This is a genomic window from Endozoicomonas sp. ALD040, assembly GCF_049275945.1.
GTDB lineage: Bacteria > Pseudomonadota > Gammaproteobacteria > Pseudomonadales > Endozoicomonadaceae > Endozoicomonas_A.
Genome location: NZ_CP184829.1, coordinates 1,729,587 through 1,754,907 on the forward strand (window position 1 = coordinate 1,729,587; position 25,321 = coordinate 1,754,907).

25 protein-coding genes are annotated in these 25,321 nt (G+C 46.5%); 12 read left to right on the forward strand and 13 right to left on the reverse strand.

What is annotated here, in order from left to right; genetic code table 11:
* Nucleotides 1-66: 66 nt before the first annotated feature.
* Together ACOJUN_RS05520 and ACOJUN_RS05525 are read left to right on the forward strand one after the other, a co-directional pair.
* A complete protein-coding gene (locus ACOJUN_RS05520) occupies nt 67-345 on the forward strand; it encodes a transcriptional regulator (RefSeq protein ID WP_422135668.1) in 279 nt (92 codons plus the stop codon).
* On the forward strand, nt 342-1,622 hold the full coding sequence (locus tag ACOJUN_RS05525) for a type II toxin-antitoxin system HipA family toxin (protein WP_422135669.1): 1,281 nt from the start codon (nt 342-344) through the stop codon (nt 1,620-1,622). The genes ACOJUN_RS05520 and ACOJUN_RS05525 overlap by 4 nt, the downstream gene beginning before the upstream one ends.
* Nucleotides 1,623-1,667: 45 nt before the next feature.
* Here the strand turns inward: ACOJUN_RS05525 and ACOJUN_RS05530 are convergent, their stop codons facing one another.
* Both ACOJUN_RS05530 and ACOJUN_RS05535 read right to left on the reverse strand, forming a co-directional pair.
* The gene (locus ACOJUN_RS05530) at nt 1,668-3,092 is read right to left on the reverse strand and encodes a Fic family protein (RefSeq protein WP_422135670.1); all 1,425 of its coding nucleotides are present in this window, start codon (nt 3,090-3,092) and stop codon (nt 1,668-1,670) included.
* 360 nt (nt 3,093-3,452) lie between these two features.
* Entirely contained in the window at nt 3,453-4,361 is a 909-nt protein-coding gene (locus ACOJUN_RS05535) for a hypothetical protein (protein WP_422135671.1), read from the reverse strand.
* A gap of 125 nt (nt 4,362-4,486) precedes the next feature.
* Here ACOJUN_RS05535 and ACOJUN_RS05540 point away from each other — a divergent pair, with 125 nt between their 5' ends.
* From ACOJUN_RS05540 to ACOJUN_RS05550, 3 genes are all read left to right on the forward strand, one after another.
* On the forward strand, nt 4,487-5,146 hold the full coding sequence (locus tag ACOJUN_RS05540) for a hypothetical protein (RefSeq protein ID WP_422135672.1): 660 nt from the start codon (nt 4,487-4,489) through the stop codon (nt 5,144-5,146).
* A gap of 166 nt (nt 5,147-5,312) precedes the next feature.
* Nucleotides 5,313-6,191 carry a protein kinase family protein gene (locus ACOJUN_RS05545; RefSeq protein ID WP_422135673.1) on the forward strand — a complete coding sequence of 293 codons (879 nt, stop codon included), beginning with the start codon at nt 5,313-5,315 and terminating at the stop codon, nt 6,189-6,191.
* Nucleotides 6,192-6,572: 381 nt separating this feature from the next.
* Nucleotides 6,573-7,625: a hypothetical protein gene (locus tag ACOJUN_RS05550; RefSeq protein ID WP_422135674.1), complete on the forward strand. Its 1,053-nt coding sequence runs from the start codon at nt 6,573-6,575 to the stop codon at nt 7,623-7,625.
* Nucleotides 7,626-7,829: 204 nt separating this feature from the next.
* On the opposite strand, the gene ACOJUN_RS05555 is transcribed toward ACOJUN_RS05550, so the two are convergent.
* Complete coding sequence (locus tag ACOJUN_RS05555; protein ID WP_422135675.1) at nt 7,830-8,480, reverse strand: DUF29 domain-containing protein; 651 nt, start codon at nt 8,478-8,480, stop codon at nt 7,830-7,832.
* Nucleotides 8,470-9,873: a replicative DNA helicase gene (gene dnaB, locus ACOJUN_RS05560; protein ID WP_422135676.1), complete on the reverse strand. Its 1,404-nt coding sequence runs from the start codon at nt 9,871-9,873 to the stop codon at nt 8,470-8,472. The genes ACOJUN_RS05555 and dnaB overlap by 11 nt, the downstream gene beginning before the upstream one ends.
* A gap of 186 nt (nt 9,874-10,059) precedes the next feature.
* Here dnaB and tatA point away from each other — a divergent pair, with 186 nt between their 5' ends.
* The 4 genes from tatA to ACOJUN_RS05580 all read left to right on the forward strand — a co-directional run bounded on the left by tatA (nt 10,060) and on the right by ACOJUN_RS05580 (nt 12,868).
* Nucleotides 10,060-10,281 carry a twin-arginine translocase TatA/TatE family subunit gene (tatA, locus tag ACOJUN_RS05565; RefSeq protein WP_422135677.1) on the forward strand — a complete coding sequence of 74 codons (222 nt, stop codon included), beginning with the start codon at nt 10,060-10,062 and terminating at the stop codon, nt 10,279-10,281.
* A gap of 10 nt (nt 10,282-10,291) precedes the next feature.
* On the forward strand, nt 10,292-10,585 hold the full coding sequence (gene tatB / locus ACOJUN_RS05570) for a Sec-independent protein translocase protein TatB (RefSeq protein WP_422135678.1): 294 nt from the start codon (nt 10,292-10,294) through the stop codon (nt 10,583-10,585).
* A 34-nt stretch (nt 10,586-10,619) separates the two neighbouring features.
* The gene (gene tatC, locus ACOJUN_RS05575) at nt 10,620-11,366 is read left to right on the forward strand and encodes a twin-arginine translocase subunit TatC (protein ID WP_422135679.1); all 747 of its coding nucleotides are present in this window, start codon (nt 10,620-10,622) and stop codon (nt 11,364-11,366) included.
* A gap of 263 nt (nt 11,367-11,629) precedes the next feature.
* Nucleotides 11,630-12,868, forward strand: coding sequence for an ATP-binding protein (locus ACOJUN_RS05580; RefSeq protein ID WP_422135680.1), 1,239 nt, complete (start codon nt 11,630-11,632; stop codon nt 12,866-12,868).
* A gap of 130 nt (nt 12,869-12,998) precedes the next feature.
* On the opposite strand, the gene ACOJUN_RS05585 is transcribed toward ACOJUN_RS05580, so the two are convergent.
* The 6 genes from ACOJUN_RS05585 to ACOJUN_RS05610 all read right to left on the reverse strand — a co-directional run bounded on the left by ACOJUN_RS05585 (nt 12,999) and on the right by ACOJUN_RS05610 (nt 17,719).
* Nucleotides 12,999-15,053, reverse strand: a complete 2,055-nt coding sequence (locus ACOJUN_RS05585; protein ID WP_422135681.1) for a PhoX family protein — start codon at nt 15,051-15,053, stop codon at nt 12,999-13,001.
* Between the two features lie 228 nt (nt 15,054-15,281).
* Nucleotides 15,282-15,728 carry a 50S ribosomal protein L9 gene (gene rplI / locus ACOJUN_RS05590; RefSeq protein WP_317144724.1) on the reverse strand — a complete coding sequence of 149 codons (447 nt, stop codon included), beginning with the start codon at nt 15,726-15,728 and terminating at the stop codon, nt 15,282-15,284.
* Between the two features lie 31 nt (nt 15,729-15,759).
* On the reverse strand, nt 15,760-16,632 hold the full coding sequence (locus ACOJUN_RS05595) for a hypothetical protein (protein ID WP_422135682.1): 873 nt from the start codon (nt 16,630-16,632) through the stop codon (nt 15,760-15,762).
* A 36-nt stretch (nt 16,633-16,668) separates the two neighbouring features.
* On the reverse strand, nt 16,669-16,893 hold the full coding sequence (gene rpsR, locus ACOJUN_RS05600; protein ID WP_034835335.1) for a 30S ribosomal protein S18: 225 nt from the start codon (nt 16,891-16,893) through the stop codon (nt 16,669-16,671).
* A gap of 110 nt (nt 16,894-17,003) precedes the next feature.
* Nucleotides 17,004-17,423 (reverse strand): 30S ribosomal protein S6, encoded by a 420-nt coding sequence (gene rpsF, locus ACOJUN_RS05605; protein ID WP_422135683.1) that lies wholly within the window; start codon nt 17,421-17,423, stop codon nt 17,004-17,006.
* Between the two features lie 149 nt (nt 17,424-17,572).
* Nucleotides 17,573-17,719: a hypothetical protein gene (locus tag ACOJUN_RS05610; RefSeq protein WP_422135684.1), complete on the reverse strand. Its 147-nt coding sequence runs from the start codon at nt 17,717-17,719 to the stop codon at nt 17,573-17,575.
* A 38-nt stretch (nt 17,720-17,757) separates the two neighbouring features.
* Here ACOJUN_RS05610 and ACOJUN_RS05615 point away from each other — a divergent pair, with 38 nt between their 5' ends.
* Together ACOJUN_RS05615 and ACOJUN_RS05620 are read left to right on the forward strand one after the other, a co-directional pair.
* Nucleotides 17,758-19,491 carry an autotransporter assembly complex protein TamA gene (locus ACOJUN_RS05615; protein ID WP_422135685.1) on the forward strand — a complete coding sequence of 578 codons (1,734 nt, stop codon included), beginning with the start codon at nt 17,758-17,760 and terminating at the stop codon, nt 19,489-19,491.
* A complete protein-coding gene (locus ACOJUN_RS05620) occupies nt 19,488-22,778 on the forward strand; it encodes a translocation/assembly module TamB domain-containing protein (RefSeq protein ID WP_422135686.1) in 3,291 nt (1,096 codons plus the stop codon). The genes ACOJUN_RS05615 and ACOJUN_RS05620 overlap by 4 nt, the downstream gene beginning before the upstream one ends.
* Here ACOJUN_RS05620 and ACOJUN_RS05625 read toward each other — a convergent pair whose 3' ends face one another.
* Nucleotides 22,779-23,072: a HigA family addiction module antitoxin gene (locus ACOJUN_RS05625; RefSeq protein ID WP_422135687.1), complete on the reverse strand. Its 294-nt coding sequence runs from the start codon at nt 23,070-23,072 to the stop codon at nt 22,779-22,781.
* A gap of 112 nt (nt 23,073-23,184) precedes the next feature.
* Entirely contained in the window at nt 23,185-24,129 is a 945-nt protein-coding gene (locus ACOJUN_RS05630) for a D-2-hydroxyacid dehydrogenase (protein WP_422135688.1), read from the reverse strand.
* A 92-nt stretch (nt 24,130-24,221) separates the two neighbouring features.
* On the opposite strand from ACOJUN_RS05630, the gene ACOJUN_RS05635 reads away from it, so the two are divergent.
* A complete protein-coding gene (locus ACOJUN_RS05635) occupies nt 24,222-24,464 on the forward strand; it encodes a DUF2789 family protein (RefSeq protein ID WP_422135689.1) in 243 nt (80 codons plus the stop codon).
* A gap of 13 nt (nt 24,465-24,477) precedes the next feature.
* Here ACOJUN_RS05635 and rlmB read toward each other — a convergent pair whose 3' ends face one another.
* Entirely contained in the window at nt 24,478-25,215 is a 738-nt protein-coding gene (gene rlmB / locus ACOJUN_RS05640) for a 23S rRNA (guanosine(2251)-2'-O)-methyltransferase RlmB (RefSeq protein WP_422135690.1), read from the reverse strand.
* Nucleotides 25,216-25,321 lie beyond the last annotated feature (106 nt).

Consider the following 25,321-nt stretch of genomic DNA (forward strand, 5'->3'; position numbering starts at 1 on the left):
CCAAAATCTCGTATTTTACCTAAAAAAAGCTATAATAGTATCCATATTTCATGGATGTGACTCACTATGAGCTTATTGTCATTATTAACACCCACTGATGTTCAGCAGCAGCTGGCCACTGCGGTTATGGACAGAAGAAAGGCAAAAAAATGGTCCCGACAGAGTCTGGCAGAGCGGAGTTCTGTGCCAGCATCAACGATCAAAAAATTTGAATCAACCGGGCAAATATCGTTGCGGCAGTTCATTTTGCTCTGGCAGGCGGTTGATCAGCTGGAAGCCCTGGTTGCATTGACAGAAAAAGCCGAGTCTATGCCTGCCAGTATCAGCGAGGTATTAAAAACATGAGGGTTCGAAAACTCAGTGTACATCGCAGGTTCAGTGACGGGACAAAGCATAAAGTCGGTGAGTTGGCTCAGAATCAACAGGGTATTTTCTTTCAATATGATGAGAGCTATCTCAGTCGTTTTCATAGTTTGTCTCCTTTCACCTTGCCCTTTGAAGCTACCTTGAGTCGCGGGCCCAGGCAGCCACACCAAGGGTTACAGGGAGTTTTTGCCGATTCTCTGCCTGATGGCTGGGGCTTGCTGTTGATGGATAGAGCCTTCCGACAACAGGGCATACTTCCACATCAGGTAACCCCGATGGATCGTTTGGCATTCATCGGTGAGAGAGGGATGGGTAGCCTGAGTTATACACCGGCTATGGATCATGCCACTGAGAATGATCACTCCTTATCAGACATTGCGCTGTTGGGACAGGAGGCTCAACAGGTTTTTGAAGGTGAGACTGAAGATATATTACCTGTCCTGGCTCAGGCTGGTGGTTCGGGGGGGGCCAGACCCAAGGTATCGGTATGGCTTGATTCCGATAATGCCCGCTATGTCAGCATTAAGCCACAAAGTCACCTAACCCCCTGGTTGGTAAAATTTACTGCCAAGAGTCTTCCCCTCGGGCATGAAGAAAGCCTGTGTGAAGCACTCTGGTTAACTCTGGCAAAACGAGCTGGATTGACGACACCGCAATGGCACCTTATTCATGATACTGGAAACTCTGGTGCAAAAGCCTGGCTGGCATTGAAGCGATTTGATTGTTCAGACCACCCGTCTCAGCAAGGGCATTTTCATATGCAAACACTGTGTGGTCTTATGGATGCCGATTTTCGGCAACCCTCAATCGACTATGAGGATTTGCTGAAAGTGAGCCAGATATTGTGCCAGAATCCGGCAGTGGCACAGGAGCAATTTGCCAGGGCCATGTTCAACTTGTTTGCTATGAATCAGGATGACCATACGAAAAACTGGTCTTTTTTAATGGATGACCATGGTCGTTGGTCACTGGCACCTTTTTATGACGTAACTTTCAGCCCAACACCCTACAACAACCACATGACAGCCTATATGGGATACGGTTCCCAGCCGCCACTAGAGGTCATACAGAAACTCGCCAGCCAGGCAAATTTTGCAAACTGGAATCAAGCCAGACGAGTGATCGAGCAAGTGGTTGAGTCTGTGCAAAGCTGGAGCGATCAGGCCGGATTGTTCGACATCAAGGCTGATACTCAAAAGCTGATAGGTAAACAGTTACGTGAAACCTGGCGGGCTAATAAAGGTTTATTCAGTTGAAACCAGCATCCAATCTGATCGGTCAGCCCTTGCCAGCTGATCAGTTTAACTTTCTTTTTGTACTTCCTGCCAGTGTTTAAACTGGGATGGTCTTAAACCGTAACGGGCTAATACACCTTCGTGTAAACGACGTAGTTCTTCAATAATCAGCGATGACAAATCTGAGCGTGAGGCTTCTTCAATCTCTTCTGGTAACAGGGCTTTAATCAGATCTACAGGATCGGAATCCGGAGTGAGAACTATTTCTTTAACCGTTTTTTTAACCAAGTCCCGATGTTTAAGTCGCAGGGGATCAGGCTCAGCCAGTTGTTGTTTGATCGCCAGATATTCCTGCGTTGAGCGTTCATAAGCCCATAGATAGAGATCACGTAACAATTCAATCCGGGTCATTTCATAGACGCCTAGAGTCGCACAGCTATAGGCCTGTTCCGGTACATCCAGAAAAGTAAGAGGGCAGAGATTGGCCCGGATTAATGGCAGGTTAACTGCCAGACGTGATGTCCGTTTGTTCACGTCAGCAAAAGGTTGCAGATAGGGCAGGTGGACCATCATGAAAAAAGACTGCTCAAACGGATCTTCAATCTGACTGGCTTTTTGCAACAGAATATCAAGCAGTTCACTGATAATGACTTCGCCAGCCAGTGGCCTGAAAACACTTTTACCTATTTCTACCTGATGCTGTCGAATTCGTCCTTCATCAGCAGGGTTAGGCAACAGGTTTTCGGACAGTAAACTGTGAAGGTTTAGTAGCGTAAAGCGGTTGTATGATGCGGTTTCTGCATTATCAACCAGCAACTCTATGGCTGTTTTATGATTCAGAATCATCTGTGTCTCGATAGCTGCCTTTCCCTGAGCTGCATGACCGTCTTCTATAAGCCGAACAGTATCAAGACGGCTGTAGGTATTACCCTCCAGATGACTGGATGCCCAGGATAAGTCAATCAGGAAACGGTTCAGAATTGCACGACCGTATGTGCCAGCGGGTTGTGATGTTTGCTTAGTGTCGCCCATGCGCCAGAGCTGATGGCGTATGGGAGCTGATAAGTAGTAGGTGTTGTTGGGCTGGTATATGTCCAGAAATTCTCGCTGGTATCCAATGGGTTGTCGGGCTTCGACAGGTTGCTCTATATAAGACAGAATATCCTTACTGTCTGGCGACAGTGGAATAAATGCAGGAAATTCGTCAGATTGATCATTATCCTGATTTGCCTGAGATAGACTAAATACCTGATATTGCCTGCCCCGTCCCTCACCAAGAGCAGTAATCTTGCTTTCGGCCAGTAAACTGTTTAACCAGCGCTGGGTTGTTCGGCGGGTAAGATTTGGGTGAGCAGCAAGCAGTTCAGAGATAGAGACTGGCTTGTTGGCTTGCATGATAGCCTGGTATAAATCATCGAGAGTATTCATGAATGTGATGCAACTTTGAAGCTCTTTGGCGCGATTATGGCGTATTATATCTAATTGCGCCATAATTGCGCCATAATTGCGCCATAATTGCGCCATCGCTTTGGCGCGATTAGTAACGGAAGCTAGTCGTTTATAAAGAGGCGATCCTGAAGCTGCTTCTATCGGGCAGAGGGCAGGTTTCCCATGAAGCTCGTGATACAGAGGATGGCCTTTGATAATTTCATCTATATCATCGAGGTCAGCACACCCGCAAAACCCAATTTGCAGCACCTTTTCCAACTTGTGATAGCAACATCTCGTGGTTGTCTGAAGCTTACGCTCTGGCGGGACGAAAACGCCTGGTTAGGCCGGACCGCTGCGGGCAGCAACGGGCGAAAGCATCTGGTTATTGAGAGTCATGAATCAAAAAAGGTGCCATCAATCCTAAGACGGAGGGGTTGGCTCATGTGGCAGATACTCGCTTAGCCCTTCATCGAGCCCGCCGTTGTATAGATCAATACATTGACGTGTCTGTTCAATCAGATCTCCGATTTCACGATATTCTTCACCACTATCATTTCGTTTAGGGCTGCTTGGTTCTGGTCCAAAAGCAGGCCTGAGAAAACCTGAATAAAGCAGTAAGGCTTTGTAAGTGATAGTGCCTTTTTTCATGTTGATCATCATTTCAGCATCCCAATATTCAGGAGTTTCAGATAAACTACAGACATCAATATGTGAATGGTCATAACATTTGTACTTTTTTTTGCTTGCTCCAGCTTCAGTATCTTCTTCAGAAGCTTTTCCTTCATCATCACTGCTGTCACTAAATCCACCCAAAGCATAGTCACTATCATAATTATGATAATCAGGGCCTTCGACTACTGCTGATCCTTGATTACGATCAAGATTGGCTCGGCCCAGATAATAAACTTTATCAGTGTTGAAGTGCGTCCGAAAATATTCAGTCAACAATTGCAAAACAGACGTAAAGTAAGCCTTACTCCTGGCCCCCATTTCAATGAAATTTGATGGTCGAAGTCTCATATCAGGGGGAGTATTCACTGCAGTAATTTGGAACCTGGCGGTCACTCTCAGCTCACCATCAACAGTCTGCTCGTCAATTCCCAGAAATCCGTCAGATGAATGGTGATCCCTGTTAAATGACCATAATGAAACCTCTTCAAGATTGAAAAGGCTTCTGGAGGAGCCCCCCCCTATAAAGGTTTTGAACATTTGCATGAGCGCTAATTCTGCCAAAGGCAGGTAAGCGTCGTATCTGTCATCTCCGGAATAGCCTGTACAAGGAAGCATCATGGTAACCAGGACTAACACTAACCGAATACCTTGCTTCATGTTATCGGGCCTTTCCCAGCAATGCGCTCATTGAACTTGAGTTCGATTTAAAAAAGACAAGAGCCCCGGCGATTTAGCCATCTTTCGGTTGCAGACTATAGATAGCTGACAGGGCTCCTGCGCCTATGATGAGTGTATTCTATGATGTTGATGGTTTCTGTCTGGTTTTAAACAAGAATGACATAAACAACCAACATGCAATAGCAAAAGACCTCCTGTTATATCGAAAACCCGCCGTATCTGGTGACAAAAACTTTAACCAGCTTCCAACCATGATCTATGGACTTGTTTCTTTGGTTGCTTTGATGATGGTCATTTTTATTTGGAACCTTCTGGGCTGGGTGTTGTCTAATTTTTATAAGGTTTCACAAAAGGGTCTAGAGTCCATGAAAAATAAATTTACGCTAATGATATTGATGGCAACACTGGCAATTAGTGCGGAGGCTGTATCTGAAACTTGCGATATAGTTTTTGCTCATAATAGAGTGAATATAAGCACTCTTGATAAAGCTGAACTACTGGCAGCTCTTTATAATAGAGCTAAACCTCAAGGATTGGGAATGCTCCACTATGATCCTGCTCCAATGACTGTAGATCAAGCCAAAGAGCTATTAAGCAAGCGAGCTTCTCATGAATTATATTTTGATTATCTCGCTGGGCGTGTAATGAAAATTGATATTAGTTCTGATGTTATGAAAACACGTTTATACAACAGGGATAATGGAGAAAATGCAGCAGAAAAGGTAGCTTGCGCATTAAAACCATCCAAAAAAGATGAGTTCTGACATTGGAAATCCTATCAAATCGCCTGTTATTACGCAGCCATTTGAATCCAATATGTTTATTGGGTTCAAATGGTTTTTCATGTTTTAGTAGCATTCGTTATTGATTGCAACATGACGCCAGTTTCAGAGTCTGTGCCACAGGGATGAATTAAATCAGGGAGTTAATATGGATATTTCAGGCTTACCCTCTAAAAGGATAAAAATTGATGTACAAAGTAAAAGTGAAGATAAGTGTTTTCATGGCTTTGCACAGGGATGTATACCAAAAGCTCATATGTTCGAGTTTAAAGATAAAATTGATGGTGGCGCATGCGGTGATGTGTATCGGTCAAAGTGCGTAACTGAACGTAAATGTGATATAGCCATAAAAGTTATTCCTTTGATAGGTTGGAAAGCGGAGAATGCTATTGATGAGAAAAAGACGATAAAAACCTTAATAGCCAATCCCCACCCTAATATTGTTGAATACTTTGGCGTTCTGGAAGAAGATAATAAAATGTATATTGTGATGGAATTAGGGAAAAGCAACCTCTATCAATTTTTAGATGAAAACTTCTCAAAATTATCAGTTTCACAATTTCATGAAATTATTTTCCAAGTTCTTGAGATTTTAAATCATCTTGAGTCGATAAGTGTTACGCAAATGGATTTCAAACCTGAAAATATGATTTGTCTGAAAAATAAAATAAAATTAATCGATTTTGATAGCGTCCATAAAAAAGGAACACGTTTTTATCAGCCTCCATCATCACGCCTTATCAATGCTGCACTATTTTTATCAAAAATACAGTTGAAAATGAAATGTGGCGCTCCAAACGATAAATATTACGAGTTAACTTATAAGTTTAACAATGCTTGCCTCTCAGATGATTTCAACGAGTCTGATGCAAAAACTTTATCTGAAGATCCTGATATCTGGCATGATCAGCTTCCTTTAGAAACACGAAAATTATTAAGCAGAAGTTTCATTAATGAAGAGTCTAAGCAAAAACAAGTTATAAAAATGCGAGACAAAATTTCACCCAGAAGCGAGCTTGTTTTTTAGAACCTGTAACCTTTGCAGCAAGGGTGGCGAACGCAACATGCCAACCCTTTTCCTGTAATTGTTATCCTGCAGCCCTGCCGTCAGGGCCAATGTTGATAGAATTTCGAACGAGAATAGAGCTACTAAAATAGCGCTACCTCCGATCACAGTGAAGGCTAGCGTGGCTTTTGGCTCGTGAATCATCCACTGGAAAAATAGAAAAAACTTTCACACTTCTTCCGACTAATGCCAAAGCAGTCGGCTGGATTTTTTTTTAGGCTTTGCTATATACTCTGAACACTTTTTATTTAGTAAATAAAAATGCGTTTACTTATCTTTTGCCTATGTTTTTACTCAAGCACTTTGTTTGCTTATTTCGAAGAAATTCACATAGAGAATATTGTGAGAATTAATTGTGTATTGCTCCCAGTTATAACAACCATTAATTACTTACAGCTTAAGAAGCACTATAATCTGGGATTCGATCAAAATGTCAGGCCTTTTCACCTTACGACGTTGTCAGTAATTTCAACAATTCTTACGAAAGTCTACCTGATTGATAGAATATTTGCTTCAAGACATCTTGATCGTAATTCCAGATCACTGAAACCAAAAATTATTAAAAGTAATTATGCCTATGGCATCATTTTAGAATTTGAATTACTGAATAAAACATTATTGCAAAGTGAAAATAAGTCAGACTGCATTCAGTTATTGAACAATTCAATTATTTACCCTGTTTCTATTGACGAAAAATTAAAGTTAAGCATAGATTTAAAAAACATATCATCAGAGCATAAACTCATGCATTTAGATTCAACATATGGTCAAAAAGGGGATTGGTGGTTTGAAACTTCATGCATTTCAAATAAAGATAAAAATTTAGAAAAAGAGGAAAAATCAGAAAAAGCAGTTAGTGTTTTTAACAGCTTTGTTTTAACAAATGTTTGCATTGAGCTAAAGAATCCCGAGAAATTATTGCAACTTGAAATTTTATCAAAATACAGTCTAAACGTAGTGACGGGAGAAGGGCTCAGTAAGTTTATGACTATCAACATGGGTAACAAACGAGCAAAAACCCAGCTGTTAAATATTTGTAATTTACAGCATGGGTACTTTGAACTTTACCATAGCAATGAGCCTGATATTAAATCAGCGTTGCAAGATTACATCTTGAACTTACATTTTCTGGAAGCTGATAACGAGAGAGAAAAGAGCTGGTTGAATACATTGTACATTTTAGGTCATTCTTTTGCCTATGGAATTGTTACTTACGTGTTTTCATATTTTGTTGACTACGCAAGCTTTTATCTTTTGGCTGAAAGTTGTGCAATTTGTTTAAACCAAGTCCAATACCCGGGAGCATCAGCTTGTGTGTACCACTGGTTTTGCACACTGTGTTTAAGTAAAGCGAGAGCAGAACATCCTCGAAGCTGCCCATTATGTGGTATATAAATGCCTCACGCTTGCAGCAAGGGTGGCATACACAGTGAGCCAACCCCTTATATCCTCGCCGGCATGCCCAAGAATTTGTCGCAGATTTTCCTTCCTCTTACTTTTTCCTACTTTTTCTTGTAGAAGGTTCACGCTATTGACTCAACCATTGGGTGTAGTCGGTTTTGTATAAATCAGTCATTGTCAGCCTCCGGCAGCCAGTCTTCAGTCGTCGATATTGACGCCATTTAGTGGATACCAGTCTTCAGTCATTATTTGCTCGTAAGACCACGGGCACTGATCCGGGAAACTATTTTCATTTAACTTTTGATTTTTATTAACATAAATATTCATTTCTTTAATCGCATCTTTTTTACCGTCAGGATATGTACTGTTTAGTACATCTTCTATTTGTGGTTTTAGACAAGGATTATCCGCAATAAGTTTGTTAATGTTGTTTCTTGATCTGTTGATAGTAATTAACCATACCCTTGGTACTCTTTCAGTTGCTACAGTGCCTATTAATACACTTGTTTGATAATCACATTTCAGAAGATGAGTTATCAAAGTAGCTAAACGATTTTTTAACTCACGAATATGGTCCTTAATGCCCAACTCCAGCTCCCCCATCAAATTCTCTATGTCAAGCTGGTCAAACTGTCGCTGAGCAAGTAGCTCCCGCTGTAGGGTAAGCCATTGGTGATAATCTTTGTCATACAAGTTTTCCATAAATACCTCCATTGCCCTACCACTGTAGGCAATTAACAGAAGGGAATCAAAATGAATTACCAAAGCACAGATGCCTTTTTCAATATCGACAGACCGGGTCCAGTACCTGTGCGCAAGAGCGTTAATAACTTCCTGCTTATTCATCATCAAAGTTGACATAAGCATCGGGGGCAAGATTCTCAAACCGGGTGTACTGACCAATAAAGGCCAATCTTACTGAACCGATAGGGCCGTTACGCTGCTTACCAATGATGATCTCACCAATACCCTTAAACTCGGTATCCGGGTTATAGACCTCGTCACGGTAGATAAACATGATGACGTCGGCATCCTGCTCAATCGCTCCGGATTCACGGAGGTCGGAGTTGACCGGACGCTTGTTGGGGCGTTGCTCCAGAGACCGGTTAAGCTGAGACAGCGCAATCACCGGTACGTTAAACTCCTTGGCGATGGCTTTCAGGGATCGGGAAATTTCCGAAATTTCGTTGGTACGACCTTCGCTGAAACCGGGAATCTGCATCAGCTGCAGATAGTCGATCATAATCATGGCCATGTCACCATGTTCACGAACTACACGACGAATACGGGAACGCATTTCTGAAGGACTGATGCCTGCGGTGTCATCAATAAACAGTTTTTTGTCCTTGATTTTCTCCACCGCTGACACCAGCTTCGGCCAGTCGTCTTCTTCCAGCTTACCGGAACGCACTTTGCCCTGATTGATTCGGCCCAGAGAGGACAACATACGCATCATCAGCTGCTCAGAGGGCATTTCGAGGCTGAAGACCATGACGACTTTTTCGGTATTTAGCAGGGCGTTTTCGACCAGGTTCATCGCGAACGTCGTTTTTCCCATCGACGGCCTGGCAGCAACAATAATCATATCCGACGGCTGCATACCCGAGGTCATATTGTCCAGATCACTAAAGCCTGTGGTGATACCGGTAATGGCATCGCCAGCGTTAAAAAGCTCATCAATTTTCTGAACCGTGTTGTCCAGGATTTCCCGAACACCCACCGGGCCACCGGTTTTGGGGCGCTCTTCAGCGATGTTGAAAACCAGTCGTTCAGCTTCATCCAATACTGTCTGGCTGTCCCGACCTTCCGGATTGTAGGCGCTTTCAGCCATCTTCTGACTGGCATTGATCACCTTTCTGAAAACAGAACGCTCCTGAATGATTCCGGCGTAAGCCTCAATATTGGCAATACCGGCAACATTGGCCACCAGCTCGGTGATGTACACCATACCACCGGCCTGTTCCAGTTCGTCCTGATTCTCCAGGGTGGCGGCCAGTGTCAGGGGGTCAAAGGGAAGCGTCTCATTCGCCGATTTAGCCATCGACGAGAAAATAATTTTGTGACGGGGATGATAAAAGTCGTCAGCCGCGATCTTGTCGGCCACTTTATCCCAGGCTTCATTATCCAGCAGCAGGCCACCGAGCACAGACTGCTCCGCCTCAATGGAATGAGGAGGGGTTTTCAGGCTTACGGTTGCTTCATCAATGGGCAGTTCGCTTTCTTGGGGCAGTGCTTCCAGCATGATTCATGAATACCAAAATCGGAGTTTACAGAATACAGCAACTTGATGGGTGACTAAACTGCTGAAGCATATGATTTGATTGAGAGTCAATCCCAAGTGTCCAGAACAGTCAGGGGCTTGTCATAATTTCTCCATAATGAAACGCTATAGTGACCACTTTCAAAGAATCATAAAGGAAGAATCACTATGGGCCTAGGCGGTATCAGTATCTGGCAACTGTTAATCGTACTTTTGATCCTTGTCATGCTGTTTGGCACCAAACGACTTAAGGGTCTTGGCAGTGACCTGGGTGGAGCGATCAAGGGCTTCAAGAAGAGCATCAGCGATGACTCAAGTTCAGCAGAAATCCCTGCGGGCAATAGCCAGGACACCGAAAAGAGCAGGGAACTGAGTCATAACAAAGCCTGAGGACTTCAGCGTGTTTGATATTGGCTTTGCCGAACTGCTGGTTATCTCAGTGCTCGCCCTGGTGATTCTGGGGCCTGAGCGCTTGCCTTACGCGATAAAAACCAGTCTGCAGTGGATCAACTATCTGCGCAGCAGCGCCAGCACTATAAGAGAAACGGTCAATAGAGAGCTAAAGGTCGATGAGATCAAGCAGGATCTTCAGCTGGAGGAGCTGAATCAACAGGTTCGATCTCTAAAACAGGAAGCAGCCGTAGCTACTGAAAACCTCTCCAAACCATCCGATTCCAAAATAAAGGCAGCCTGAGCGCTGCCTTTATTTGATGCCTGCCGAGACATTTATGAAGACTGAAACCCCAACGGTTCAATCAGAACAACCCCTGATTCAGCATCTACTTGAGTTACGTACTCGTGTGCTGAAAAGTATGGTGATTACCCTGCTGTTCTTTGTCGGGCTGTTTTACTTTTCCAATGACATTTACGAGCTGGTTTCCGAGCCTCTGCGCCTGCTAATGCCCGAAGGCACCAGTATGATAGCCACCGATGTAGCCTCCCCTTTCTTTGCTCCGTTTAAACTCAGTCTTGTGCTCTCCCTGTTTATGGCCATTCCCTTTATCCTCCATCAGGTCTGGGGATTTATTGCTCCCGGCCTGTACAAGAATGAAAAGCATCTGGCCATTCCATTACTCATAACCAGCGTCATACTCTTTTATACCGGTGTCGCTTTTGCCTATTTTGTGGTGTTCCCACTGATCTTTGGTTTCTTTACCACGACCGGGCCTGAAACGGTCACCATGATGACCGACATCAGCAGCTACCTGAACTTTATTCTTAAACTGTTTTTTGCCTTCGGGCTGGCCTTCGAAATCCCTGTCGCAACGCTGTTACTGATCTGGTCTGGCATGAGCACCGTTGAATCCCTCTCCAGGAAACGTCCTTATATCGTGGTGGGCTGTTTTGTGATCGGTATGCTTCTGACACCACCCGACGTTATCTCCCAGAGCCTGCTGGCTGGACCTATGTGGATGTTGTTTGAACTTGGACTTTTGTTTGCCAGGATGACGCCTTTTATGAAAAAGTCTTCTTGAGAACGACCCTGCGCCAAGGTCCGTATTTATCGGGAAAGCCTGGCAAGATTTAAAGCGATAGCACGCCATTTTCGGCCTGCAAAAAGCCATATACTTAAGCTACCAAAAGACCGAGATAACTACTTGTTTTTATTATATAAAAAAGTAGAAAAAGAAATAAACCGACATTTGGCCGGAAGCTAAATAGGCAATTAGACGCTTTATAAACCGTCAAATAGACGCTAGAGTAATAGACAATTAGCCGAAACTTGAAGCACCTTCTGATGCCAAATTTCCCACGCTACTTACAACCAAAAATAGAAGAGGCCTTGCAGGATACTCCTGTAGTCTGCCTGCTCGGGGCTCGTCAGGTGGGCAAATCAACTCTTTGTCGGAAGCTTTCCTCTGAGCGAGTTTACCTGACCTTTGATGATGCTTCTGTATTGCAAGCCGCCAAAGACGACCCAGCTGGATTTGTACAGAACCTGCCTGAATACGTGACATTGGATGAAGTCCAACGGGTTCCAGAGCTGCTCTTTGCCATCAAGGCTGAAGTTGATCGCAATCGCAAACCTGGCCGCTTTCTGCTGACAGGCTCAGCCAACTTGATGTTATTGCCCAGAGTCAAAGAATCGCTTGCTGGGCGTATTGAAATTTTGCATCTGCATCCACTGACAGAAGCGGAAAAAGAATCAACTCCTCCCGTCTTTTTACAACGACTCTTCACACAAGCCCTGTCTGCCTCTATCAAAGGTGAGCAAAAAGAAATTCATGGTATCGCTGAACGGGTTTGTCGGGGCGGCTTTCCTGAGCCCAACACCCGCACACCCCATCGTGCACGACAATGGTTTAATCAGTATCTTCAGACCATTGTTCAAAATGATATTCGGGATATTGCCAACATCCGTGACGAAGATGAAATGCTTAAGCTGGCTGAGCTGCTATCTCTTCGTACTGGCAATCTGCTCAATACCAGTAGCATCGCCACTGACCTGAAAATACGACGCGAGACCACCGATAAATACATCAGTATTCTGGAACACCTGTTTCTCTTCTACCGTTTGCCAGCATGGCATAATAATGCTGCCAAACGCCTGATAAAAGCACCTAAAATTCATATCGCAGACAGTGGGTTGGCAAGCAGGCTGAATCGACTGAAAGCTGAAGAATGGCAGCACTATTCGACCCCCTTCGGTCCCATTCTGGAGAGTTTTGTAATACAGCAGATAAGAGCTCTGACCGAATGGCTGGATGACCCTGTCCACCTCAGTTATTACCGGGATAAAGATCAGGTGGAGGTAGACTTGGTCATCGAACACAATCGTGATACCTACGGTATAGAAATTAAAAAAGCTATCAGTATTCAGGAAAAAGACGGAGAAGGCTTAAGGCGACTTGCTGACCAGGCCGACAAACACTTTAAAGGTGGCGTATTGATTTATTGTGGTAACAATGCACTGCCACTGAAGACAAAAAACTGCATGGCGGTGCCACTGGATTGGCTCTGGCGCAATGATATATAAGTACCTGATCAGCTGGTTTTGTTCCGCCACCAGCCAATGGAAAACGACATAACAAAATGTTTTTCACAAAAAAAAGCCGATGAGCATTCCAATCATCGGCTTTGTCAAATTGGCAGTCAGGTGACGGCTATTAAACCCCCACTTCACCACCACCGTCTTTCATAACAACCACCGTGGCAGAACGCGCCCTGTTCGCACCACTTTCATCCTTTGCATCGGTTGACCCGGCGGCAGGCCAGTTCGATGGATGCTGAATATTCAGGAAGAAGCTCTGGTGATCCGGTGTAAACGCCAGACCAGTCACCTCACAACCATTTGGCCCGACAAAGAAACGCTTCAGTTGCTCCTGGTTGTCGGCGTTAACGGCTAACAAGTCCTCAGTACTAGTACTGCTTAGCTCAGATGGAATAATGGCCAGCATCTGGTCATTGGTGTTTTCATTGACACCACCGTCTGTCTGAATCCACAACAAACCACGGTCATCAAATGCCAGACCATCCGGGCTGCCAAATTCATTGGCTTCATTCAATCCAGAGAGATTCACCAGGGCACTTTCTGATGCAAAAGAGCCGAACAGGAAGAACTCCCAGGTAAACTGGCTTGGATCAGCCCCTTCATTCCAGCGAATAATATGGCCATACTCATTTCCTTCACGAGGGTTGGCCACGTTGGTGTCGGTATCAGAATTGCCGTCCTGGTTATCACGATCAGTGTTGTTTGTCAGTGTCACATAAACAGAGCCGGTTTTCGGATCTACCGCAGTCCATTCGGGGCGGTCCATGGGGGTAGCGCCTACCAGATCAGCTGCACCCGGCGTGTTCAGGATAATTTCAGCCTGAGTCGTGAATCCTGAGATATCACCTAACCTTCCACCGTCTTTAGTGGTGGCATCGGGAGTCAGGGGCAACCACACACCCTGACCTTCCTCATCGAAGCGAGCGGCATACAAAGTACCTTCATCCATGTACTTTGCACCGGTGGCGAGACGATCTTCAGAGTCAGCATCTGCCGCGTCCCAGAGCTCTTTGGAAACAAACTTGTAGATGTACTCAAACCGGCTGTCATGGCCAGAATAGAAAACAACGGGCTGACCTTCTTCCAGTTTGCCAAATGAGCAGTCTTCGTGACGGAAGCGACCCAGAGCCGTCCGTTTAATCGCTTTAGCCTGTGGACTATAGGGGTCTATTTCTACAATGTATCCGTGACCATTAGCTTCGTTACGGAAATCCTCAGTCTCATCTCCGGAGCCCGGAGTTACATCAAAACGGGCAAACTCGCCGGTTTCGTTTTCGTCAGAAGATAGAGCAGTATCCCAATCATAACGGGTCCCCCTGGAACTGATACCCAGACGTATTTGTTCTTCAGTCCAGTTAGACGGGTCATCGGAACGGGTAAAATAGCCAGGCCAGTTTTCTTCACAGGTCAGATAAGTCCCCCAGGGAGTGTGACCATTACCACAGTTATTGTTGGTGCCCCGGGCAAGGGCTTTATTCCCTTTTTCATCCGTGTATTTGGTAATCAGCAGATCACTGTCTGCCACCGGCCCGGTCAGATCCATTTCAGAGCCTGCAGTGTAACGCTTGTTGTAGTTGCTGTTTTTAACCACATCCCAGACGCCATCAGTCAGTTTGATGTGAACCACTGAAACACCATGAGCGTTAATTTCTTTACGAACTTCCTCAGCAGGACGTACACCATTATTGTCAGTTGCCCCATTCGGATGCAGTCGCGTCTGATCAATAAACTCATGGTTTATACACAGCAGACCTTCAGTACTGTTGCCTTCAAGGGGGAAGAAATGCATCCCATCATGCATCATGCCAGTAGCATTCGCCTGATCGGTGGAACTGTTGGTGCCATCATCTTTCCACTCTGCCGCTAAATCATTCAATGGCGTTCCCCACGGCGCCAGAACCTGAGCGGAGTAGCCAGCAGGTACAGACACAGCATCGGTCTTGGAGCCGGAAATAGAGTCAAAGCCAAGAGAGAGCTCTGATGAAAAAACATCGTCAGAGTCGTCATCGTTACAGCCCGTTAAACCAAAGCTGGCCAGTGCACTAAATGCTGCCAGTGCACCCCCACGTTTCAGAACACCGCGGCGGGAGAGTTCTTTTTCCAGCACTGCCGAGATCGGCCTGTTATCACTGGAGTTATACACCGTCGGATCAAAAGTATATTTGCTCATGTAATATCTACTCGTTCAAGCCAGCTTTATTTGTTGTGTAATATCCTCTAAAGCAGGCTCATTAAACGACACAAGAATTACAGTGAAATGTATTTAAGATGACAGATTTAAAACAATCTTTTGACTGAAATGACGGCGAATGAAGAGGCAGGACAAAAGGCACATAAAAAAATACCCGTGGACCTAAGCCCACGGGTATTTTTCTATCAGGCGTGGTTACAACCGAACTTATTCAGCTTCAACGAATACCTTGATAGTCGCTGCAACGTCGGTGTGCAGCTGGATGGCGATGTCGTATTCGCCAGTAGCGCGAATGGGACCTTCGCCCATGCGAATTTCGCTCTTGGCTACTTCAACGCCAGCACCAGTGATGGCTTCAGCCAGATCACGTGAGCCGATAGAACCGAACAGCTTGCCTTCGTCGCCCGCTTTGGCGGTCAGGGTCAGTTCGATTTCAGCCATTTCAGCTGCACGCTTTTGGGCAGCAGCCAGCTTTTCGTTAGCAGCCTTTTCCAGCTCGGCGCGACGAGCTTCAAAAGCTTCAACATTTTCCTTGGTAGCAGGCACAGCCTTGCTGAAAGGAATCAGAAAGTTACGACCGTAACCGGCTTTAACGGTTACCTTGTCGCCCAGGTTGCCAAGGTTGGCAACTCTCTCAAGCAGGATAACGTCCATCGCTAGCCTCTTACCTTATACCTAGTGCCTGTCAGCCCTGAATCTGCTTACTCACGCGGTTGCGAAAATCAAACAGACTGTCAAGACAAGCAGTCAAAACAATAACCGGGTATGCCAGTTGCGTAAGGGTGATCAACAGCATATACAGTCCAATCAACCAGAAGCTGCCCCGTTGACGCAGTTTTACCAGCCCATGGACCAGCGCCAGACCTGCAATAAACAGTGGCAACGATGCGATGGGTACCAGGGCAGTCATCACAGGTGACAGTGCTGAACCCATCAAAGTGATGGTCAGTAGACCTACCCCGACAGCTGCGGGTAACCGCACCTTGCGGAATTCTTCACCGAATCCTCCGGGGTTATAGAGATCGGCCTGCCAGGAGCGCGCCAGCATCAAAGCCAGGACACAAAACAGTATGTGCACCCAGGCCAGAGCACCCGCTACGCCGTACTCCAGGACCTGTCTCAGATGTTCACCCGGTTGCAGAGCCTCTAGACTGCTACTGCCCTGGAGACTCTTTTTCAGAAACTCCATCACAGTGCCAGCCATGACGCTGATCATCTGCGGTGATATCTGGTACATGGCAAAAGCCACGAGGCCTCCCAGCGGCACAACAGCCAACAGGGTTTTCGGCCATGAGACAGTCTGGCGCAGGACGCAAGCCAGCAACGCTGTGGTTGCCAACCCGATCAATACGCTGTATTGACCAAAGGCGGCCCAGGCTATTCCGGGTAACAAAGCCCAAATCAGGACTTTCAGTCCGTGGTCAATGCCGCGACGCAGTATCACCAGAGATACAATAGCCGCACTCAACCAGAAAAGCATGGGAATACAGGCAAATATGACCGCCAGAAACAAGGAATGTTTCGGGCTTTTCATTGCCAGTTCCGCCAGTTTACGCATCAAGCAATACCTTCAGTTCCAGAGTTTGCCGACTGATCAGTGACGATCAGTATATGGCAGCAGTGCGATGTAACGCGCACGCTTGATAGCTGTCGCCAGCTGACGCTGATAACGGGCTTTGGTACCGGTGATACGGCTTGGTACAATCTTGCCAGTTTCAGAAACATAAGCTTTCAGGGTGTTCAGATCTTTGTAATCGATCTCTTTCACGCCCTCAGCGGTGAAACGGCAGAACTTTCTGCGGCGGAAAAAACGTGCCATTGCAACGTCTCCTTGAATTCAACAAATGGTGATGTTCTTAATCCTGCCAGCCTGGGCTGAAACAGCCTTGAGCTAAAACAGCCTTGAGCTAAAGCAGTATCAAGGACGACTTACTCGGCAGCTTCTTCAGCAGCTTCCGGAGCTTCAGCAGCTTCTTCACGACGCTCTTCACGACGATCTTCACGACGATCGTCACGGCGTTCACGTTTCTCTTCAGCCTGCATCATGATGGATGGCTCGGAAACGGCCTCATCACGACGGATCACCATGTTACGGATAACTGCGTCGTTATAACGGAAGTTATCTGTCAGTTCGTCCAGGATCTCATTGCTGCACTCGATGTTCATCAGAACGTAGTGAGCCTTGTGGATCTTGTTGATTGGATAAGCCAGCTGACGACGGCCCCAATCTTCAAGACGGTGTACCTGACCGCCGTTTTCGCTGATAGCGCGTGTATAACGCTCTATCATGCCTGGTACTTGCTCGCTCTGGTCAGGATGTACCAGAAAAACAATCTCGTAATGACGCATTATTTGCTCCTTACGGGTTAAACAGCCTCCCACACTGAGTGAAACACAGGTTCCATTCACAGAGCAGTAAGGCAAGGAGATGGATCGGAGATGACAGTCACCTGAAAGATGCCTGCACACCACGCCCAGCTTACAAAGAGCGGAGGATTTTAGAGAAGTGTGACCATGGTTGCAAGAATTATAAACCGATGGCGGCCGACGTTAAAACGCATGAGAATCCGGGAATCTACTGCCTGACGCTGCTTTTTATTGAGATAGATCGACAGACCTTCTACGATATCGGTCAGTCCCGCCACTTTCTCTCAACAACTTTACTCTCAACAAATGGTCGCCAGTGGGTAAACTGAATAAATTTCTATCGATTATCGTACTTTTGCTTTCAGCCCTTCCTTCTGTTTGCCAGGCCCGATCCCATCTGACCTATGAGATTAAGGGTCTGGAAGACGGGCTGAAGCGGAATGCCGAACGCTTTCTGCAAACTTTGCCTGCTATTGAGCCCGGAGAATTGCCTGGCTATCAAAGCAGTATTCTTGAGGCCGTTCAGAAATCTCTGCAAGCCCTGGGCTATTTCAACCCAACCATTTCCATGAAGATGGATGGCAAAGATACTGACCAACTCAAAATTCATGTTGATCCGGGACAACCCGTACTTATCCGCACCATCAAAATAGAACTGAAAGGAGAGGCCCGAAAAAACCGGTCGTTCAAGAGGATCGTCAAACGCTCCCCCCTTAAAAAAGGTACTGTCTTCAATAGCGGAGAATATGAAGAACTTAAGACGGAGCTTAACACCCAGGCCCAGTCTCTCGGTTTTTTCGACGCTCAGATGCAAACCCACAGAGTCAAAGTTTATCCACAAGAAAATGCGGCGGATGTCGAACTGGTTTTTGACTCTGGCAGGCGTTACCGCTTTGGGAACATTGTTTATAGAGAAATCCCTGAAAATACCCAAGCCCTGATCGAGAAAATGTTGACCTTCAAGCCCGGCTCAAACTATCAATCGGTTAAGCTGGGCAACCTGAACAAAGAGCTGGCCTCAACAGGCTATTTCCAGCAAATCGATATCCTCCCCATGCGGGATAAAACCGAAGACTACCATGTCCCTGTTTATATCGGTGTCATTCCCAAGAGGTATCATGAGATTGAAACCGGTGTCGGTTATTCTACTGACGAAGGCCCCAGGCTTTCTTTGACCTGGGATATCCCCATGATCAATGACAAAGGGCACAGCCTGACCAATGAGGCTCTGCTCTCAGCCCCCAGAGCCGAACTGACTTCCAGCTATAAAATCCCCTACGGCAACCCATTAACTGAATTCTATGACCTTCAGGTGGGTTATCAATATAAGCGACAGGAAGACACCATCAGTAACCTTGGATCGACGTCCATCCATAAATGGAAAAAAAACCCACATGGCTGGGACCGAGACCTGTTTTTAAGAATTCAATACGAAAGCTACAAACAGGGCCTTCAGAGTGGCGAAAGCTTTCTGGTCATCCCAGGCATTTCCATGACCCGACGCCACGCCAGAGGCGGGAAGCTCGACCCCCGGAGCGGCTACCTGATCATGTCCACGGCAGAATTTTCGGATAAGCTCTTTGCCTCTGATCAGAACTTTGTGAAGCTATGGGGCCGTACTAAAGGTTTAACAACACTGGCAGAAAAACACCGTTTCATTGGTAGAATTGAACAAGGTGCTATCTGGATAAACGACGTCAGCAAAATACCCCCTTCTATTCGTTTCTTCACTGGAGGTGACCAGACGGTAAGAGGCTATGACTATGAAAGCATTGCCCCCAAAGACGACAACGATAAATTGACGGGGGCAAAATATATGACTGCGCTCGGTGTGGAATACAATTACCAGTTTCTGGAACACTGGCGAGCCGCTGTTTTTGTTGACTACGGAACTGCCACCAATGACTACAGGGACGACTGGAAAACCGGAGCCGGCTTCGGCATCCGCTGGATAACCCCACTGGGCGCACTGAGATTGGATCTGGCCTTCGCTGTCAGTGAACCTGGCACCCCTTATAGACTGCACTTTTCTATGGGGCCAGAAATATGAAGACGGCTCTGGGTATCTTAACCTCTCTTGTCACTCTCCTCTGCCTGATGCTGTTTTTGCTGCTGACTCATACCGGCAACCTCTGGCTGTGGAACCTGGCTCGCTCACAATTACCTGAACTTCACGGTGAATTGGTTCAGGGATCAATTTCCAACGGCCTTGTCTTCCAGAATCCAGGCTGGGTGGATCAGGATATGGCGTTCACAGCTAACCGACTCTCTTTGCAGTGGCAACCACAAATGCTGCTCGAAGGAAGACTGGTCATTGATGAACTGGGACTGGAAAACCTTTTAATTAAACTACCAGTGCCTGATAAAGCACAAACACCTGCCAGCGACGGACTGATATTGCCAGAGATAGAGCTACCTCTGCCCATCACTGTCAAAAAGCTGACTCTGGATAAAGGCACTTATGAACAGGGTGAGATTAAGCAAGAAGTCAGTAATATACTTTTGTCGTCTGATGCCCGGCAATCGCAAATCAATATCCAAGAGTTCAAAGTTGAACATGCTTTGGGCAAAGCCAGCCTGCACGGGAAAATAACACTGAGCGGCGATTATCCGGTGTCAGCAACCGTTGAAATTCAACCAGCCTCCTTCGATAAAAAGCTCCAACCAGAAAGTCTGAAGGCCAGCCTTCAAGGTTCTCTGGCCGACTATCAACTGGATGCCAGCGCCACGGCCAAATCCAATGTCCTGGCCACTTCCGGGACTCATAAAGAAATCCGGGTAAAGGTCTTACTCCAGGCACGGGGAGACCTTGAGCATATTGCGATCCATCGTCTCAATCTCTCAACCCCTGAAGGTGATGCAGATCTTTCAGGCCGACTGAACTGGACAAAGGGGATTGCCTGGAATGGGAAGGTGAATCTCAACAGTCTGAACACAGCCAGCCTCTTACCTCAGTATCCTGCGAGACTGGATGGCGTTATGAAAAGCCGTTTTAATCTGGACGGTAAAATCTGGCACCTGATGATTTCTGAAATGGATATCACCGGAGAACTCAGGGACAAACCCGTCTCGCTCTCCGGCACACTGGACATCAATCATCTTTTTAACTGGAAGGTAGATCACCTCAATGCCAAAGTCGGTGAAAACCAGTTAAACGCCCATGGTCTTATTGATAAACAATGGGACATAGAAGCAGAACTCAATGCTTCAAAACTGGCAGAACTTTATCCCGGCCTTAAGGGTGAGGTGAAAGGTTTAATCCATGTATCCGGGAGCAAAAAGCAACCCAGATTGAACTTTCAACTGGACAGCTCTTCAGTTCGTTATCTGGACACAGTCGTCAAAGACCTCTCGGCAAAAGGTCAAATTGTAAAGAAAGAACAGATTCTGGGGCAGGCTCGCATCAGCATAGAGGCACTGAAACAGGGCACACACACGCTTAACCAGATCTTGCTTGAAGCCAGAGGCAATGAAAAACAACATCAGGTTCGGCTCTCAACCCAGGGTAAAGAGCTCAAGAGCGTCATCACCCTGGCTGGCAGCTACCACAACGAACAATGGCAGGGACAGCTCACCCGCAGTGACCTGAACACAGAATTCGGAGATTGGTCACTGAAAAAGCCTGTTGATATCAAAGCCTCGGCAGCCAACGCTTCATTCTCTGAATTCTGTCTGGAATCATCCCCTTCCAGTATTTGTGCTCAATCCAGCCACTTGGGCAAAGATTCAGGACTTCTCTCCTTTCACATTGAGCAACTCGCACCTGAAAGATTCAAAGCCTTTTTTCCCACCGATTTTGGCTGGCAGGCGATGCTTAACTCAAAAGGGGAAGCAAGCTGGCAGGATAACCAGCCGAAACTGTCGTTAAAGCTTTCTTCAAGCCCCGGAAAACTTCAGGCTTATGATCTGTCCGGCGATTACAGCCAGCTCAACATGGAAGCCAGAATCGTCAACAATCAGTTGCAAAGCTCTCTAAACTTCCTCTCAGACACATTGGGACGCAGCCACCTGACCATAGCCGTCAATGATCTGAAAAACCGGAAAACCCTCAGTGGCCAGCTGAATATTGAGCAATTATTGCTGGAAATATTTGCGCCTTTCTTGCCTGAAGTTAGCGATTTGAAAGGTACTTTTTCTGCCCGGGGCCGACTGGAAGGCTCTCTTGCCAAACCTCTTTTTTATGGCCGACTGGCCATTGAAAATGGTTATGCCAATACCACACGAGACATTGTCAGCGTTTCTGAACTTAATACTTACCTCAATGTGAACGGTGACTCAGGCACAGTAGAAGGCAAAATGCAGGTAGGTAAGGGCTTACTGGATCTGGGAGGTCAGCTAAGCTGGAAAGATTTTCGGCAGCCTGCCGGTATCATCACCCTGAAAGGGCAAGACCTGGATGTTAAATACCCTGGCATGGGGGAGATCAAAGTTTCTCCCGACCTTAAGCTGACACTGTCTGAAAAGATAACACTGACGGGTATTATCCGAATTCCCTGGAGTCGCATTACCATCAACAGTCTTCCGGAGAGTGCTGTTTCAGTCTCAGATGATGTAGTAATAGTGCAGGAAGGACAAACTTCTGAGCTCCACGAACAGGCCTTACAGCTGTTTTCGATGAAGGTACGAGTCATACTGGGAGACGATATCCGGCTCAATGCTTTCGGCCTCAAAGCCAGACTGGCAGGGCATCTCGATCTTCTACAGCTTCCTGACAAACCCCTGGAAGGAAGCGGCACCATTAATTTAATTGGCGGTCGTTACCACCAGCTGGGCCAGGATTTACTGATCAAGGAAGGAAAAATCATTTTTCAGGGGCCTATCGATTCCCCCTATCTATTGGTCAATGCCATTCGAAATCCGGAAACCATCGAAGATAATGTTGAGGTCGGCATTAAGGTCAGTGGCTCTGTAAAAAAACCTGAGTGGACCGTTTATTCCAGCCCGGAAATGCCGCAACAGGAGCAGCTCTCCTACCTGCTGCGAGGCCGGGGTCTGGAAGGAGATGACAGTTCCGGTGCCCAGGCGATGCTGGTAGGGCTTGGTGTTTCCCGATTTGGTGGTATCGCCACATCGCTTGGTGAATCCTTTGGTTTTAGCGATGTCTCTCTGGATACTGAAGGCAGTGGCGATGATACCCGAATCACCATTGGTGGCTACATAGCCCCCGGTCTCCGCCTGCAATACGGTGCTGGGGTTTTTGACTCAGTCAGCGAAGTGAAAGTTCGCTACGAACTCATGCCCAGACTCTATCTTCAGGTCGTCAGTGGTCTGGCTCAGGCTGTGGATATTTTCTATCGCTTTACCTATACCCCTGATTCCAAAAAAGGGCCTGAGTGATCACGCAAAAGAAAATTTGAAAGGCTTCAGAGTATTGAGCTTTACTGACTGCTCTGATTGCCAGATGTCGTAGTTGTTCTGCATAACCAGCCAGCTTTCCGTAGTTCTGCCAATAACCATGGAAAGTCTTCTGGCCATCTCAGTGGATATAGCGCTTTTTCCCTGCAAAATCCTGTTCAAAGTTGAGGGTGAGACCTCCAGAGCCTCAGACAGTTGCCTGCAGCTAACTTTGGCTGGTTCCATGTAGGTTTGCTTTATAAACTCTCCCGGGTGGAGTGGATCGTGCATTCTCATCAGTGATAATCCTCGTAGTTCAATATGTATGCATTGCCATCAGTAAATTCGAATGTGATGCGCCAGTTTTTTTAACTGTTATTGACCATAGTGCAATTAACGAAGCTGACTCCTACTCCTGAAGAAAACGTATATAGTGCTCTGCCGCAAAATTGACCAGACGTTGTCTCGACTCGAGACTTCCCCAGGCGCAATGGGGAGTGACCATCAAATTGGGCAGAGACGTGCTGAGCAGGATATTTCCGTGTCTGGGGGGCTCCTCCGTCAACACATCAAACCCGGCGCCTCCCAGTCGCCCAGCTTCCAGTGCTGAAACCAGAGCACTCTCGTCTACCAGCCCGCCTCTGGCGGTGTTGATCAGAATAGCCCCGGATTTCATCAGTGACAGTCTTCTCTGATCCATCAGGTTGGCAGTGCTTTCACTCAAAGGACAATGCAAACTGACGACATCTGACTGTTTCAATCCTTCGTCTAACTCCAACCTGTCTTCAGAGGTTGTCGGCGAACCTGGCACTTTAGCCTTCAACACATTCATACCGAAAGCTTCTGCCAGCCTGGCAGTGGCCTTACCCAAGTCCCCATAACCGACAATGAGCAGTGTTTTACCCTCCAGCTCCATGATCGGATGATTCAGTAGACAGAATCTGTCGCTTTTTTCCCAGCTGCCGTTGGTAGCATCTTGGATGTAAGCAGGAACAGAGCCCGCCAGAGACAAAATCAAAGCCATGGTATGTTGGGCAACAGATGCGGTGCTGTAACTTTCTACGTTCTGGACTTTAATTCCTCGCAGATCACACGCAGCAAGATCAATATTATTTGTTCCCGTTGCCATTACTCCGATATATCGAAGGTTGGGGAGTGAAGAGAGTGTCGACTCATCAATCACCACTTTATTGGTGAAAATCGCTACCGCATCACGACAACGTTCAACTATATCTTCTGGTTGACTCTGATCGTATATTTCCAGCGGTAATGAAAGCTGTTGAAACGCTTCCAGTGATACGCCGTCACCCAGAGTAACCCGATCCAATAAAACGACATTCTTTTTTGTACTCACATTTTTTACCTTTGGAATTCGGTTTTATCTTTTCAAAAGACAGTGGCCTGCTATCATGACGTTACGAAAACAGATTCCATCAGGAGGTCTCAATGGAACCTGCTCATCACACCATGAACGATCTGTTTGATCAGCTTGGATTGCCCAGCAGCGACCAAGAAATCAATGCCTTCATCGAAGAGCATAAAAAAATGCCCCATCGGGTAAAAATTGAGCATGCCGACTTCTTTTCAGACAGCCAGCAGGCTTTTATTCAACAGGCATACAATGAAGACGCTGACTGGGTTGTAGTCATTGAACATCTGGACGCTCTGTTGAGAGAAAAACCATCCTGAGAATTTCGGAGTTCTATGACTGTCTTTGGCGAACCGCCTCAAACAGGCAGACACCTGTCGCTACAGAAACATTCAAACTGCTGACTGACCCTGTCATGGGGATAAAGATTAAAGAATCACACTTGTCACGGGTCAGTCTTCTCATTCCCTTACCCTCAGCACCCATCACCAGGGTCAGGGGCCCCTTGAGGTCTGTCTTGTAAATATCACAAGCGCTTTCACCGGCGGTGCCAATCATCCAGATGCCACGATCTTTCAGCCAATCCATGGTTCTGGAAAGATTGGTCACCTGTACCAGCGGGACATTCTCTGCTGCGCCACAGGCCACTTTTCGAGCCGTCGCATTCAGGCTGGCAGATTTGTCTTTGGGCGTAATCAGAGCGTGAACACCGGCGGCATCAGCGGTTCTTAGACAGGCACCCAGGTTATGAGGATCGGTCACGCCATCCAGTATCAAGAGGAAAGGCGGCTCATCCAGCGTGTTCAGAAGATCTTCCAGATCGCCCTCCCGGTAAACTTTCGCCTGCGCAACACGGGCCAGTACGCCCTGGTGCACCCCTTCAACTTTCGAGTCCAGTCGGCCGCGCTCGACAAAACGCACCGTCACGCCCTGGTTGCGGGCTTCCTCCACCAGCGCATTAATGCGCTTATCAGTGCGACCTTTCTGGATCAAAAGTTCTAAAACTTTTTCAGGAGAATGCTCAAACAGGCTCTGCACAGCGTGCAGGCCAAAAACAACATCATCACTCATTACGGAAATTCGTATGCAGGGTTGGAATCAGGATTGGAATGCATATTAGCAGAGCCGAAGGCTTCAGTGGAATGGATACCGCTCTTCACGCTTGAATAAACAATAC